Source organism: Paenibacillus oryzae (assembly GCF_001675045.1).
Classification (GTDB): Bacteria; Bacillota; Bacilli; order Paenibacillales; family Paenibacillaceae; genus Pristimantibacillus; species Pristimantibacillus oryzae.
This window is the reverse complement of sequence record NZ_LYPA01000073.1, coordinates 1-14535: the sequence shown is the minus strand read 5'-3', so window position 1 is coordinate 14535 and position 14535 is coordinate 1. Positions and strand designations below refer to the sequence as shown.

At 52.1% G+C, this 14535-nt stretch carries 12 protein-coding genes; 2 read left to right on the top strand and 10 right to left on the bottom strand.

Annotation, left to right across the window (positions count from 1 at the left end; all coding sequences use genetic code 11):
- Positions 1 to 11 precede the first annotated feature (11 nt).
- The 9 genes from A7K91_RS20905 to A7K91_RS20865 form a co-directional block, all read right to left on the bottom strand.
- Positions 12 to 1076 carry a Gfo/Idh/MocA family protein gene (locus A7K91_RS20905; RefSeq protein WP_068686391.1) on the bottom strand — a complete coding sequence of 355 codons (1065 nt, stop codon included), beginning with the start codon at positions 1074 to 1076 and terminating at the stop codon, positions 12 to 14.
- A gap of 77 nt (positions 1077 to 1153) precedes the next feature.
- Positions 1154 to 2728, bottom strand: a complete 1575-nt coding sequence (locus A7K91_RS20900) for an FAD-dependent oxidoreductase (protein WP_068686389.1) — start codon at positions 2726 to 2728, stop codon at positions 1154 to 1156.
- A 45-nt stretch (positions 2729 to 2773) separates the two neighbouring features.
- A complete protein-coding gene (locus A7K91_RS20895; protein WP_068686387.1) occupies positions 2774 to 3595 on the bottom strand; it encodes a sugar phosphate isomerase/epimerase family protein in 822 nt (273 codons plus the stop codon).
- A 335-nt stretch (positions 3596 to 3930) separates the two neighbouring features.
- Complete coding sequence (locus tag A7K91_RS20890; protein WP_068686386.1) at positions 3931 to 4923, bottom strand: ABC transporter substrate-binding protein; 993 nt, start codon at positions 4921 to 4923, stop codon at positions 3931 to 3933.
- A 110-nt stretch (positions 4924 to 5033) separates the two neighbouring features.
- Positions 5034 to 6659, bottom strand: coding sequence for a helix-turn-helix domain-containing protein (locus A7K91_RS20885; RefSeq protein WP_068686384.1), 1626 nt, complete (start codon positions 6657 to 6659; stop codon positions 5034 to 5036).
- 118 nt (positions 6660 to 6777) lie between these two features.
- On the bottom strand, positions 6778 to 9213 hold the full coding sequence (locus tag A7K91_RS20880; RefSeq protein WP_068686382.1) for a phosphodiester glycosidase family protein: 2436 nt from the start codon (positions 9211 to 9213) through the stop codon (positions 6778 to 6780).
- Positions 9214 to 9408: 195 nt separating this feature from the next.
- Positions 9409 to 9741 carry a DMT family transporter gene (locus tag A7K91_RS20875; protein ID WP_082967643.1) on the bottom strand — a complete coding sequence of 111 codons (333 nt, stop codon included), beginning with the start codon at positions 9739 to 9741 and terminating at the stop codon, positions 9409 to 9411.
- A 1-nt stretch (position 9742) separates the two neighbouring features.
- Positions 9743 to 10312, bottom strand: a complete 570-nt coding sequence (locus A7K91_RS20870; RefSeq protein ID WP_068686378.1) for a TetR/AcrR family transcriptional regulator — start codon at positions 10310 to 10312, stop codon at positions 9743 to 9745.
- Positions 10309 to 10719: a DUF5360 family protein gene (locus tag A7K91_RS20865; protein WP_068686425.1), complete on the bottom strand. Its 411-nt coding sequence runs from the start codon at positions 10717 to 10719 to the stop codon at positions 10309 to 10311. Before A7K91_RS20865 ends, A7K91_RS20870 begins: the two co-directional genes overlap by 4 nt.
- 324 nt (positions 10720 to 11043) lie before the next feature.
- On the opposite strand from A7K91_RS20865, the gene dcuS reads away from it, so the two are divergent.
- Positions 11044 to 12693: a DcuS/MalK family sensor histidine kinase gene (gene dcuS, locus A7K91_RS20860; protein WP_169833437.1), complete on the top strand. Its 1650-nt coding sequence runs from the start codon at positions 11044 to 11046 to the stop codon at positions 12691 to 12693.
- The gene (locus tag A7K91_RS20855) at positions 12690 to 13466 is read left to right on the top strand and encodes a response regulator (protein ID WP_068686377.1); all 777 of its coding nucleotides are present in this window, start codon (positions 12690 to 12692) and stop codon (positions 13464 to 13466) included. The genes dcuS and A7K91_RS20855 overlap by 4 nt, the downstream gene beginning before the upstream one ends.
- Here the strand turns inward: A7K91_RS20855 and A7K91_RS20850 are convergent.
- The gene (locus A7K91_RS20850; RefSeq protein ID WP_068686375.1) at positions 13435 to 13821 is read right to left on the bottom strand and encodes a glyoxalase superfamily protein; all 387 of its coding nucleotides are present in this window, start codon (positions 13819 to 13821) and stop codon (positions 13435 to 13437) included. The genes A7K91_RS20855 and A7K91_RS20850 overlap by 32 nt on opposite strands.
- Positions 13822 to 14535 lie beyond the last annotated feature (714 nt).

The following is a 14535-nucleotide window of genomic DNA, read 5'->3' as shown; positions in this document are numbered from 1 at the left end:
GTCACAGCCTCCTAGTCAAAATGAATTTCCTTGCCCAGCGCCGCCGATTCGTAGACGCCGCACAGGATTTTCATAATTTCTACGCCGTCCTGCACCGGGCTGATCGTTTCCTTGCGGCCTTGGCACACTTCCACGAAATAATCGATTTCATCCTGGAAGCCTTGGACAAACTCAAACGACAAGTTGTCAATTTGCGGCGTGCTGTTCAAAATCGTGTCATGCTTCTCCGTAATCAAGGTCAGCTCCGGCTCCAGCTCAACGCCGCCTTTTTCGCCGTACAGCTTAACGGTCAGCTCGTCTTTTTTGGCATGCAGCGTAAAGCTGACGTCAACCAGCAAGGACGCGCCGTTTTCGAAGCGGACCAGCGCATTGGCCATATCCTCAACCGTATTATGCGCGGCATCGTAGTCGGCTGCCTTGTAAAACTTCAGGTTTTTGACATTGGAGCGGTTACCCAAGCGATTGTACGTATTTCCGCTGATGGATTTAAGCTTCGGCTTGCCCATCAAATACCAGCACAAATCAATGACATGAACGCCGATATCGATCAGCGGACCGCCGCCGGAGCGCTCAACGTCGGAAAACCAGCCGCCGGGATTACCCAGCTTGCGGATACACGAGGCTTTGGCATAATAGATCGGTCCGATTTCCCCGTTGTCCATAAAGGATTTGACGATGCGCGTATTGGAGGCATAACGGCGGACAAAGCCGACCTGAAGCGTTTTGCCGGATTCCTTGACCGCCCGCTCTACAGCCAGCGCTTCCTCCACTGTTTTGCTAAGCGGCTTTTCGCATAATACGTGTTTGCCGGCTTTCAGTGCGGCAATGCTGATCTCAGCATGCGTATTGTTCCAGGTACAGATGCTGACAGCATCGATGTCCGGATTGGCAAGCAGCTCATGATAGTCCGTATATACATGAGGAATTTCGTATTTTTCCGCCTTTGCCTTGGCGCGCTCTTCCTTCAGATCACATACCGCCGTAAGCACGACATCCTTATTTTTGCTGTAGGAGCCAAAATGCATTTCCGATATGGACCCGGCCCCGATAACGCCAATTCTGATAGGTTGACTCATAACTGGTTCACCTCGTCATTTGGAATGGATTGGATTTATTATTACTATAGATACGTTTATTGCTTTATTGCCCTGCTTTATACAGGACGTAACGCCGGCCACTCCAGCTCGATTCCTTCTGCGGCTAGCAGCTTCTGATAATCTGCAAGCTCTGCTTCTCCGGCGCGAACCTGGCTTGGCGTCAAGCCGCGGTCGATGCAGAAGCTCGCGCAATATCCGGCAGCCTCGCCGATATTCCATTCCACCGGATGAAGGCGGTAACAACCGTTCGTAATATGCGTGACGCCGATATTTTTGCAAGCCGCCAGAAGGTTGTTGACCCTTACCGGAATCAGGCTGCCCAGCGGTATCTGGAACGGAAGCGATGATATATCGATATAAGGTCGGTTTGTTGTGCTGGGATGCAGGTCAATCCGGTAGCAACCAATACCAACGGAATCCGCAAAATGCTCGGCTCGTCCGTCAGGACGGCATTCCGTCGCAACATGCTGCTCCAATACCGTAAATTCCGCCTTGATCCGCCGGGATTCCCGGATGTAGGGATACATGGCGAGTCCATCCTCCGTTCCGACCACATCGGGACGCAGCCGCAGGCCGGGATAGCCTTTGCCTCCATCGGGGCGCGGCGCCTCGGTCTGCATCCAATAAAGCCATGACAGGCTAAGCTGCTTTGCCGCCTTCAAATGCTCTTCCCGTTTCTCCGGCTCTACGTCGATAATCGAGCCTAGCCAATAATCATTTTGCGGCCAGTTAACAAGCGAAATGGAGCTGCGGTAAAAGCCTTGATCGTAATGGTCCGCTTCGGCAATCTGGCGGTATTTGAACAGCGAAAACCGCCCTTCGCCAGGAAACAGCCCGTATTCCACCGGTTGCATCGTAGCCGGCTTAACCCCAGTCCAGCTAAGCAGTTTATCCGGCCAAAAATCCGCCTTGTATTCCTTCCAGAATTCGTATTGCTCCGGCTTTGGAATGGTATGATTTTCGCCTTCCAGATAATCCATGGCAAAGCAATACGTAAAGCCTTGCATATCCTGCGGCAGCGCTTCACCGTCCACCGCATGAGGTTCGCCGGTTTCTTGCCGGGATTCCGCTCCCGTCACGTATTCCACGCCGGCCAGCGGAAGCAGGTCGCCGCATTCCGTTGCATCCAGAAAAAAAGGAGCCTTCAATGTTAAGGTATTGCCGCTATCCAGACTTTTGACCGTTACCGATTGAATGCTGTCTCCCTGCGCCTCCGCGCTTACCGGAACATGGCGGCGCAGAATGGTCAGCAAGCCGCTATGCACATAAGGCGCAAGCTGCTTCTCCAGCACGGCCAGCGCCGCGCGCGGCTCATGACAAAGGCGGCTTACCGTTCCGCCTCCCGGATTTAACCTTTTGTTCTCCCGCGCTTCGTTCGTTAATGGAAATCCGTCACGGTAAAACTCCCTTACATCCTCGCGGAAATTCCGATAGGTGCGAGTACAGCCAAATGATTCAATCCAGGGATGCTCGTCCGGCGGGACCGCCTGGCTGGTCAGCTGGCCGCCGATCCATTCCGTTTCCTCCGTCAAAATGACGCGTTTTCCCGACTTGGCAGCGGCAAGCGCCGCCGCAACGCCTCCGGTACTGCCTCCAACAACAACGATGTCGGCTTTGGCAACAGTGTCCATTTTAATCTCCTTTTACAGCAAATGTAGCCGCTGGTTTTCTTTTTCTTACTTTATAATAGTGGCAAAATAGTCATAGCTGCGGCGTATACCCTCCGCCTCGCTGCCTACGCCTTCATATTCAAGAACAAAAGCGCCTTGATAACCATTGCCGATCAGCTTGTTGACGATTTTTTCAAGCTCCACTTCTCCTTGCCCCAGGCTTATGCCTTCATAAGCCTTTCCGCCAAGAGATTTGTAGCGTCCATCCGCCTGAAGCACAAAATCCTTAAAGTGCACATGCGCGACATCGGACAGCAGCGTATCGAGGGCCGTGGTAGGATGTTCGTCCACCAGCAGGAAATTGCCCGTGTCAAAGGTCGAACGCAGCGATGGGGAGTCTACCCGGTCAATAATGGTTTTGACCTGCTCTCCGCTTCCCGCAAGCTTGCCGTGATTTTCCAGACAAAGCACCAAGCCTTCTTTTTCAGCGCCGGCTGCTGCTTCCTTAAGCCCGTCTACAATCCAGTCCAGCGCTTCCTCATAGGTGGCCACGCCGGTCAAATTGCCGGAAAATACACGAATGATGCCTGTACCCAGCGCTTTGGCAATAGGGAAAGCATCCGTAATTTCCTTTAACGCCCCTGCCCGCTCCTCGGCGGTTGCTTTGACGAAATCATTGGCTACCGCATAGCTGGATACCGTTATGCCGTGTGTTGCCGTAAATGCCAGCACCTCCGGCAGCTCGTTTTGCACATTTTTCCAGAATACATTCAGAAGTTCGACGTCCTTAATCCCCTCATCCTTGCAAAAAGACAGAAAATCCAGCACCGACCATCCCTTTTCCTTTACAGTCCTGTGCACGCTCCACATGCTAAGCGACAGCTTCATCCTGCTAATCCCTCCATACTCTGTTATGGCCACGCTTTCTTGCTCACCCCCATTGTAAAAGCTGAGCATCTGCAGAGATAGGGTAGACCGATGACCATTTTTGGTAACTTGATGCGATTATCGCCCTATCCATCACATGTCAGGTTATTTATCATTACACAAGAAAAAATGGAAGCGATTGCTTTGTATGCACAAAAAAACAGAAGCGTTTTCATTTCTTTAAGGGGATTAATTATCCTTGTTAATTTGGAAGCTTTCCTGACTTGAAAAGCAAAAATCGCAGGTTCAGGACAACGTTATCCCTGAAACCTGCGATTTCCGCACGTTTAATTCCGTTAATGAACCAATGCCTGCACAACATCGTCTATTTTCATGCCGTCTGCAATAGGACCGCTTTTCATCCAGGTTTCAAAATTAACCTCATAAACCTTTCCGTTTTTTACGGCAGGAAGCTCCTTCCATAAGGGGCTTTCCGTCAGCTCCTTAAATGGCTTGTCGGCTCCGGTATCCATCGTCAAAAAGATATGGTCTGCAGTCAACTCCGGAATGACCTCCATTGAAATGCTGGCCACTCCCAGTCCCTTGTCCAGCACATAGTCCTTGACCGCCTGAGCAGGCTCCAGCCCCAGTTCACCATACAATACCGGACCCGCATATCCCGGGCCGCCGTATAAGCGGATCGAGCTTGCATGCACTCGAAGAATAGCAACCGTCTCGTCTCCGATTGCCGCCTTGATTTTAGCGCCGGCTTCTGCAGCTTTTTGATCATAATCCGAAATAACCGCTTCCGCTTTATCTGATTTATTCAGCAATTCGCCTAATGCACGGATTGTCATTTTCCAGTTAGCCCTGGCATCTTTAAATGCGTAGAAAGGCGCCACCTTTGCCAAGGCGCCATATGTTTTTTCGTCGTAAACATTGGTCAGAATGAGGTCTGGCTGAGCTTCAACAAAAGCCTCAACATCTCCCTGAATGTCAATATCGGGCATATCAAGCTGAAGATACCCTTGGCCGCTCCAGTCACCTATTCGTGATTGTCTTAGCGGCGTTACGCCAAGAGCCGTTAACTCATCCTCCAAATAAATGCCAATAATCCGCTCAGGATTTTCCGGTATATCCAGCGTATGACCTATCTCATCTGTCACCTTCCGCGTTTGTCCATCCGTATTGCCGGCACTCTCCGGGGTCTCATTTCCCTGAGTCTGCCCAGTCGACGGTTGACCAGTCGGGTTTATCTCATTTCCTGTCCCTTCATTGCTTGCGCAGCCAGCTAACACCAGCATTAACGCCAGCAAAGCCAACCCCCAATAATTCCGATAATTATACATTATGCAAATCCACTCCTGTCTTTAATGAGAAACATTATCAATTATAGTCTCTCCAACTCCGACAGGCTAGGACAAAAACGGATCTTACCCTTATACTTTTGTGTCCTCGATCACCCCAAAAATGCCAATATTTCATCTATTTTCATCGTATTCATGACAGCGCCGCAGCTCATCCAGACAAAATACCCTGCCTGATACACATTCCCATTTTGAACCGCTCTCAGCTTGTTCCACTCCGGAGTGCCAAGCACCATATTGGCATGAAATTCCGCATCGGGATCGGTAACAAGCAATAGATGATCAGCGTCCAGCTGCCGTAATTCATCCAGCGAAATACCTGCCGTGCTGACGTCCCATAACGCATCCTTGATAAAAGCAGGAGCATTCAGTCCCAGCTCCCCATATATAACGGGACCCGTATATCCTCGCGCCGGGCCGCCATAAAGTCTGATTTCCTTATGATGAATCCGCACCAGGGCCACGGTCTGCTCTCCCAGCTTATTACGCAAGCGCGCACCCGCTTCGCTGCATCTCTGCTCATAGGCCGCAAGCGCATTATCCGCCTCACGAAGTCTACCAAGCAGCGCTGCAATCTCTCTAAGCGCGAGGCGCCAATTCTGATTCCAGACAACAGGTACCGTTGGCGCGATTCTGCTCAGCCTATGTTCTTGCTGAGGATTTATGTAATTGCTGCAAAGAATCATCTCCGGCTCGGCAATGGCAAGGGTTTCCGCAACTCGACTACTCAATTCCGTCTCATCCTCTCCCAATGCAATGGAGGATGCAATAAGCCTGGCTAACGGGTGCAATCGTGGAATCATCGCAGCATAAGGCGTTATTCCCAATGCCAGCAGATGATCGATATACGGAAAAAAGAGACAGGCGACCTTGTTTTTTTGTTTGGCTGCATATTCAGTCGGAGCCATGCCAACGGCCTGCTTGAACTTCCGGCTGAAGTAATATCCTTCCTCGAAGCCTACATGCGCGGCAATATCGCTAATGGCAATATGGCCGCGCAGCAGCTCCCGTTTTGCGTTATTTATTCGAATATCGGTTAAATAAGCCTTTGGCGTTTTGCCCGTTACCTTTTTGAACAGCTTGGAAAAATACTCCTTGTTTAAACCCGATATTTTTGCCAGCTGCTCCCGTGTCAATGCATGCTGAAAATGCCCTTCCATATAGCGGACGACCGACCAGATGGCTTCTTCAGCATTGTCGTATTTATGAATGGATGCCAATTGTAAAAATTCATACATCAACTCCTGAAAAACCAGTTGTCCCCTGAAGCCGCTCAGCCCATCCGCAGCATCGCGTCCCAGATACAACCGCCTGGCTTTATTAAGCATCGGCAGCCATTGCGATTCAGCAGCTTCCCCGCAATAAAACATCTCCTCTTCCTCCGCCTTTTTTGGCTTCTCCGATGTTAGCGGCTCTGCGCTTTGAAAGGAATCCTTAAGCAGGTTAAAGGTTATGTCATAGCAAGCAAGCCCTTCGCCCTCCTGGGCTACGATTTCTAGGGATGCGCCCTCCGTCCCCAGGAACCAGCTTCCACGGCTGGCAATTTGTCTGCGATTCCCGCTTTCAACAATCCCGCTTCCGGCCACAACAAGCAGCAGAGACAACTTGTCTCTGTCATGCCCGCTTCGGCGTTCGCCCGCTTCAAGCCTCCAATATTCAACGTTTCTCAAGCGAAAAACAATATTTTCAATCGGCATCCAGCTTGCTGGTACATGCATGGGTATGGTCCCTCCCTCCGGCTTGCTTGCCATGGTCTGGCTTCACATTTTACCAGCCCGCCTCAACACAAGCAACTTGAAGCAAACCTGGTGAAGGAGGCTTATTGCAGGGTGAAGCCTACCACTTAAGCTGAGGTCCAAACAGCAGCGCGTTGCTGAGCAGCCTGCCGGGCTGCGTTATGGTTTTCCCGTTGGCGTAGAGGCCCGAGGAAGCGCCGCCGTCCAGGTTCATGCCTTGTACAGCGCCCAGCTTGACCATAATGTCAGCCCATTGCTGCATCGTTGCCGAACCTGTCGTCGCAAGTACAATGGAGCCGTCCTTTTTGACAAAAATGCCGCTTCTGGCAGCTGCCGAGGTCAAAATTTTGGCCTCGGTAAACCCTTCCTCCGCCGCCTTAAGCGCCGCTTTACCATCCTGCACCAGCCTTGGCCCCGCGCCAACCGCCGTATGGACTCTAGTCCAGTCAACCGCTTTCCCTTCAAGGTTTTTGGTTTCCACCTTGTAGTCCACCTTTGTCCCTACCTTGAAGCGTTTTGCCAGCCCTTCCTCGCCTCCGGTAAAAACAAGCACGTAGCCATCGGCGGGAATCGAAGCATTTTCATTGCTGGCGACTCGCGTAACAACACCGTTCCGGACCGTAACCGATTGGCCGAACGAAAAGCCGATTTTGCTCCCCCGTTTGGGAGTGAACATAACAGCCGCGGACGAACCTTCAGCCGGCACTCGGTTCATGAAATAAGCGTACCAGTTGTTGGGATGGGAGTGGGAGCCGTCGGTGCCGCCCGTTATCGTAACCCGCAAGCGGTCCATCAGCACGGTTCCGTCCCACGTAAAACCAATGGTTGTCCCCGTGTTGCCGATATGCTGCAGCTTCCCGTCTCCAATCATCATGCCGTAGGGGTCGGGAAAGCCGCCATATGCAGAAAAAAAGGTACCGTTGATCGCCGCAACAGCGCCGTAGCTTTTGGCGATATCGCCAAGCGCCGAGGTCGTGCCGACCAAGCGGCTCCCCGTGCCAAGCGTTACCGGCATCCCCTTGGGCAGAGTTACCGTTTGAACCGTAAAGCTTCTGTTGCCCGCCTTCACCTTTTGCGCCGCATAAGTCGCCTTCAGGCTGGCGGCGGCTGCCGAAACCTCCACCGGAAGCACATATTGTCCCTTGTAGCCCGGCGAAGCAACTTCGATTGTAATGGCGGCTTTGCCCACGGCAATCGGAGTAACCATGCCTTCGGGACTAACCGTTGCGATTTTGCCGTTATCGGAACGATAACGCACATCCGCCGCAGGCGTCAGCTTCAGCTTGTCCGGCAGCAGCAGCCGCGAGCCCAGCGTAAGCTTCAGCTTGCCTGACGGGTAAGAGATGCCGACGGGGCGATTCGGCCCCGCCGCCACAAGGGCTTGCCCGGAGGCAAACAGCACCTTGCCTCCGCCAAGCGAAGCCACACCTGCCGCCACGCTTGCCGCGGCAGGCTTGAAGCTGTACGCGATCGCGCCGTCCTTCGCGGCGATCCCGTACAGTGAGCCAGAGCGCGAGGCGGCCAGCACAACGCCGCTCGCGCTCTCCGCCGCCAGCGCGCCGGGGCCAAAGCCGTCGGCCCCGGCGACGCTGCGGCGCCACAGTTCCGCCCCGTCGCTCAGGCGGAACGAAACCAGCTCATTGCCGCTTGCTTGCGCGGCAATAAACGCTCCCGCGTCCCCGCCGGGCAGCGCCAGCAGGGACGACCAGCCGCCGGCTGGCGGGGCGGAGAGCTCGCGGCGGAAGCGCTCTTCGCCTTGCTCGCCGTAGCCCGCTATTGCTTGGCCCGCCGCAAGCAATACGCCGCCGCTGCCGTCGGCGGCAAGCCTTGCGCCTTTTGCGGCAATGCCTGCATCGGTTTCCCACAGCCGCTCGCTTCCGGAGATGCGGTACAGGACGCCGTCGCCTCCCAGCGCAAACACGCCTTTCGCCGCAGGAACCAGCTGCTGCACCTTAATCCCCGTCGGCAGCAGCGCCATTTGCTTTTCCCCATCCTTATTCAGCGAAAGAACGGCGTGCTCGTAGAAAAAATAAGGGGTATCCTCCCCGTCTACAACAACGGCCGACGGCACAAGTCCCTCTGTTTTACCCTGAAAATAAAACATGGCGGCCTGGCTGCCGTTTCCTTTGGCATCATAACGGTACAATCGGCCGCTTTTTCCCGTTATCCAGATAGCTCCGTCCTTTCCTTGAACGGGCGCAGATAACTCTGCGTATATATTTTTGCGGACAAGCTCCTTGCCGTTTTCATCCACCAGAAGGACAAGCCCTTTTTCTGTGGTCAAAAAAGCTCCTCCACCGTTTAAGGCCAACGGAGCATTCAGCTTCTCTCCCGCCTGATAGCTCCAATAAATACTCTCCGCGCCTTCCATTTGCGACGCAGCTTTACTAGGAGCAGCCGATACAGCAGCCGCTGCGGCGGAGACTTCAACCCCTTTTGCCCCTGGCAGCGCATCTCCCCAATAACCTAAGCCCATTGCCAATGTCAGGGCAACAGCGATCAACCTTCCCTTTTTAACGCCTGGCTCAAACCTCATAGTCCCAATTGCCCCCTGCCCTATTTCTATAGTAGTCACATGGAACTATATCGGCAAACCTCCTATTATCCAACAGTCCTGCTTTCAAAAGACGCTTATGCCTATCATCTTTATTGTCCGCATTTCAGATGCAGCTTGCAAAGCTAAACAGCCGTTAATAGCCATCGGCATCGAATAACAAATAGATGTCACTAGCTAGACGCCGTGCCCTCTACCCTGCAAATTTAACAGAATGACTCCGGCAATAATCAAAATAATGCCCCCAACGGTCGCCAGACTGGCCGTTTCCTTCCAGATCCATATGCCGATAAGAGCCGTAGCCGCCGTTCCGACACCGGACCATATGGCATAAGCAATGCCAAGCGGAATATGCTGCAAAGCCAGAGAAAGCATATAGAAGGCAAAGCCAAAGCAGGCTGCCGTCCCGATACTGGCATACAGCCTGGTAAATCCGTCGGAAGCCTTGAGCAGCGACGTTCCTGCCAGCTCGCCTGCAATAGCTGCGGCCAAAAACAAATAGGCCTTCACCTTACTCCTCCCCTTTCGGGGCATAGATGCCGCACAACATGATTTCAACCACTTCCTGAAGCCCCTCTGCCAACGAAGGGGCGGTGAACCCGCCTTCCGCCTGTCTCTCCATAACGGTGTACCAAGCCGCTACATAAACCCGAATAAACAATTCGACATCAAAATGACGAAGCTCGCCGCTGGCCATACCTGCTGAAAACAACCTCCGAATATAGTCCCAGCCTTCATTCAGATAAGTATCCACTTTCGCCCACTGCACGGGATACAGCATTTTCAACTCGTTCAATATTCGCAGGTCGACAAGCGCAAAACCGCTCGGAACTATGATAAGAGCTTCCTTCAGCCTCTGCTTGAAGGGCAAGGAATAATTGTCCTGAAGCGCCTGCTCCTGCTGGCGCATTTCCTGTAATGCTTCGTCTACGATGCAACCGATAATGTCTTCCTTGGAACCAAAATGCCCATAAATGGTTTTGGTGCTGCTTCCCGTTTTTCGCGCCAAATCTCTAATCGAAAATTTCAAGCCCCATTGCCGAATTTCTGCCATGGCGGCTTGGACTATTTTATCCTTCATGAGATAGCCTCCCGTTTGAGCTTTTGAAATAGAAATGGCATAAACCATAAGGGGTACAGCATCAAAAACAGGTTGGGCGTCCACCAAAACCAGTCTAGCTCCCCGCGAAAAGCCCAAAACGCAATGGCTTGCAGCCCCGAGCAAAACGTAAGCCCAAGCGACAAAAGAATCAAAGCCAGCGCTTGAACGGAATGCGGATTTTTTCTCAGCAGCCAAAGACTGAACAGCCCCGTAGCGGAGATCAGCAAATCAAGCGGAATAAAGGATAGATTCCAGGCCACCAGCATTTCATTGTTATAATCCTGATAATAATACTCCGGCGGCAGCAGCTTCATAAAGCTGACAAGCCAATAAAGAATAAAACCAACATCCGTCAGCCACATGACCGGCTTTAAATATTTGGGCACCACTAATAACCTCCAATTATTCAGTCATTTCCTCGCTCAGACAAGGAATCAGCACTTGGCTTCCGGTCTTAGAAGGGCGAACACTTCAAATGTTCTGAAAGAACATCGATTCTCAAGCATATGCCTTATCCAAAAGCCCTCTGCCCCTCCGCTAAAAGGAAAACCATAACACATTTTTGTTTTCCTCGTTTTCCAAAATATCATGCCACTATGAAAAAAGTCAACTGCACCTTTCGTATACGGGTTTATATCACAGTACCAAAACCCGCCATTCTTTATAATACAGATACAGGACAACTGCTATTGATGCCGGGAGGGTGGCTTATGGCTTCAAAAACAACGCCGGATTATTCTACGCTGCATCCCTCTAACAAGCTGAGATTACATGCAAGGGGACGCCCGCATATTTCATTGCAGACGGCGGCGACTCTGCTTATTAGCGCCATTATTGCAGGCGTTTTGCTCATTGCGTACAGCTCCTCCAGCACGGCCCTGCAGAAGGAGGTGCTGGCCAATCTGGAGAACAGGGCGATGATGCTGGCCCGCACCGTCGCTTTTATGCCTGCTGTCAAGGAAGCATTGGAGAATGAGGACAAGGACAGCCGGGAAAGCTTGCAGGTCTATACCAGGCAGCTCCTGACCGTCAATGACGTTCGTTTTATCGTTGTTATGGATATGAACCGGATCAGGCTAACCCATCCCGATCCCGTTCAAATCGGAGGCCGGTTTGCGGGCGGCGACGAAGCTGCCGTTATGACAGGCAAAAGTTATCTTTCCAACGGCGAAGGGACGCTAGGGTATTCGCTTCGCGCATTTGTACCGGTTTATAACAATGTCGGAAGCCAAATCGGGGCCGTGGCGGTTGGCATTTCCATGAATGACGTTTATGCCAAAATAAATCAAACAAAAGACGTTATTTTGTATAGCTCCATTGCCAGCAGCATCGTTGGTCTGGTGGGAGCAATCGGCCTGGCTCTCGCCTTGAAAAGAAAGCTGCATGGCTATGAGCCTATCGAAATTTCGCTTTTGGCGCATGAGCGGGAGGCCATTCTCCATTCCACGAGAGAAGGCATTTTGGCCGTGAATCCCAAGCTGGAGCCTATCTATTTGAACCGGCAGGCGGAAGAGCTGCTGCCAAAAGAGGAGTGGATGAGGCAGCCCGAGCTGCGGGAGCTGGTGCTTTATGTATTACGCACGGCGCTGCGCTGCTATGACGAGGAACTGGAGGTCGCGGGCATTCCGATTATGGCCAGCATCGTCCCGCTCCGTTTCCAGCAGGAAACAACGGGGGTTGTCATCTCCTTCCGCGACATGAGCAAATGGCGCAGCCTGAATACGCGGCTGGCAGGGTTATCCGCTTACGCTGATGCGCTTCGTTCCAAATCCCATGAGTTTATGAACAAGCTGCATGTCATTCTGGGCATGCTTCATATGAAGCGCTACGACGAATTGAGAGACTACGTCGCTGAAGCGGCCAGGCTGCATCAAAGCGAGCTTGGCTTTATTTCCAGACAAGTCAAAGAGCCGGTGCTGGCCGGTTTTCTGCTGGGAAAGCTAAGTTTGGCAAGAGAGCAAGGCATCGCCATGTCCGTCACTCCCGACAGCTACGTGCCCAAAGCGGCGGACAGCTCCATTCTGCAGGACCTTGTCACCATTTTGGGCAACCTGCTCGGCAATGCGATGGAAGAGCTGGCTGGCACGCAGGACGGCCGAATTGAATTGGAGTTGGATTGGCGCGATGGAGAGCTGATTGCGGAAATTCATGATAACGGACGGGGGCTGCCTCCTCCTATTGAAGAAAGCATGTACAAAAAGGGCATTTCCGGAAAAGGAAGTGATCGAGGGTTGGGACTTTATCTGGTCCAGCAAAGCTTGAGGCGGCTGCGCGGCGACATCACCCACCACACCTCGCCGGAAACCGGAACCTGCTTTATCCTGAACATCCCTTACGCCGGAGAGGAGAATACACCATGATTAATGTTTTGATTGTGGAGGACGACCCTATGGTCGCTATGCTGAATAGTCAATATTTGAGTCAAATACGCGGCTTTTCTTGCGTTGGAAAAGCCTCCTCGCTGGATGAAGCAAAGTCTCTTCTCGGGAGCCTTAAGGTGGATCTTGTTTTGCTGGATATTTATATGATGGGAGACAACGGTCTTGATCTGCTCTCTGATGTATCCGCCACAACGTCCGGCACAGACGTCATAATGATATCCGCCGCATCCGACGGAGCCAGCATCGGCCATGCGCTTCGGCACGGCGCTATTGATTATTTGATCAAGCCGTTTACCTTTGAACGGTTTTCGCAGGCGCTGGAGCGTTACCGCTGCGGCAAGGCGCTGCTGTCCCCTGAAGCTTCGTTAAACCAGGCACAGGTGGATCAATGGCTGGGCGGCAGTGCAGGTCGTCCACCCGTCACTATGCAAAGCCCTTCCGCCGCCCAGGAGTTAAATGCAGCAACACATCCCGAAGCCGCGCCGTCGTTTATGCCTCAGTTATATCCCGATCATGAGGAGCTGCCAAAAGGATTGACCCCCGCAACGCTTCAATTGGTAGCGGAAGGCGTTGCAGAAAACGACGGGGAATGGTTTTCCACGCGCGAGCTTGCAGACCGGATCGGCATCTCGCGAATCTCGACGCGCAAATATTTGGAGCATTTGCTTATGCTAAAGCAGCTTGAAGCCCGCCAGCAGTATCAAAGCTCGGGACGTCCGCTTACTCAATACCGGACTCCTCAAAAAAGATAAGCCTGTTGCCAAACGGATCGCCCACCCGCAGCTCCAGCATGCCCCAAGGCATCTCCTCAAGGCCGGGCTTTGCGTATTTGTAATTTTTATTCAACAGGCGCTGCTGCAGCTCCCTTATTCCCTGCACGCCGATACGCAAGGCAGCCCCGGGAGTGCAGTCGCCATGATGCTCCGACAAGTGAAGGATACAAGCCCCGGCGGATATCTGCAAATACAGCGGGTAACCCTCTTCGAACTGATGCTCCCAATCCACCTTAAACTCCAAAAAGTCAACATAAAATGCTTTGGCAGCGTCAATATCGAAAATGCGAAGGATCGGTATCGGCGCTTGCGCTTTATATTGTTCCATTTCCATTCAGTCCCTCCTCAAACATGGTTTACATGCACGGTATACATGCACTATACCATGTTTGAGTCAGGCTTGTAATGGCGGCCTCCGTCAGGCGCATGGTTAAGTCAGGCATGAGTGACGAACTATGTCAGTTCCATGGTTGAGTCAGGCTTAAATGACGAACTACGGTCAGGCCCATGCTTGAGTCAGACTTGAATGGCGAATTATGTAAGGCAGCCATACACCACACACCGTGAACGGCGTGTGGTGTTGTCATGGTGCTTTCATGGTGCTTTCATGGTGTTTTCATGGTGTTTTCATAGTGTTTTCATGGTGTTGTCATTTGCCGGTCACTTTTGTCCGTCACAGCTTAAAATAGCTGGCTTTCTCTCGAACAGCGGTCACCCGTGTCCCTTAGCGCTCAAAAATAGCGCATATAGGCGAGATTTTTGGGTTTAATGGACACCGATGTCCTTTACAATGTGACAATCCATAAAAAGCGGCTCCTAAAGGTCATTCGTGTCCGCAAGACTGAGCTTTTTCACATTCTCATCCGATTCAGACACTTCAAAGAAACTGCTTGTTATAAACCGAATACAGCATTAACCAAACACAGCATAATCCAAATGCAGCATAATCCGAAAGTGATATAATCTGAATCATGACTTATGCAGTTCGTCCCAATTGATGGAAGTTTCATAGGTGTCATGCAAATGTACTCAAAAATCCTGAAAACCC

Bases quoted from the DNA above. Each gene is read 5' to 3' on its own strand.
- A7K91_RS20890 (WP_068686386.1), bottom strand. From the start codon at position 4,923: ATGTATAATTATCGGAATTATTGGGGGTTGGCTTTGCTGGCGTTAATG.
- A7K91_RS20880 (WP_068686382.1), bottom strand. From the start codon at position 9,213: ATGAGGTTTGAGCCAGGCGTTAAAAAGGGAAGGTTGATCGCTGTTGCC.
- A7K91_RS20870 (WP_068686378.1), bottom strand. From the start codon at position 10,312: ATGAAGGATAAAATAGTCCAAGCCGCCATGGCAGAAATTCGGCAATGG.
- A7K91_RS20895 (WP_068686387.1), bottom strand. From the start codon at position 3,595: ATGAAGCTGTCGCTTAGCATGTGGAGCGTGCACAGGACTGTAAAGGAA.
- A7K91_RS20850 (WP_068686375.1), bottom strand. From the start codon at position 13,821: ATGGAAATGGAACAATATAAAGCGCAAGCGCCGATACCGATCCTTCGC.
- A7K91_RS20900 (WP_068686389.1), bottom strand. From the start codon at position 2,728: ATGGACACTGTTGCCAAAGCCGACATCGTTGTTGTTGGAGGCAGTACC.
- dcuS (WP_169833437.1), top strand. From the start codon at position 11,044: ATGGCTTCAAAAACAACGCCGGATTATTCTACGCTGCATCCCTCTAAC.
- A7K91_RS20885 (WP_068686384.1), bottom strand. From the start codon at position 6,659: ATGCATGTACCAGCAAGCTGGATGCCGATTGAAAATATTGTTTTTCGC.
- A7K91_RS20905 (WP_068686391.1), bottom strand. From the start codon at position 1,076: ATGAGTCAACCTATCAGAATTGGCGTTATCGGGGCCGGGTCCATATCG.
- A7K91_RS20855 (WP_068686377.1), top strand. From the start codon at position 12,690: ATGATTAATGTTTTGATTGTGGAGGACGACCCTATGGTCGCTATGCTG.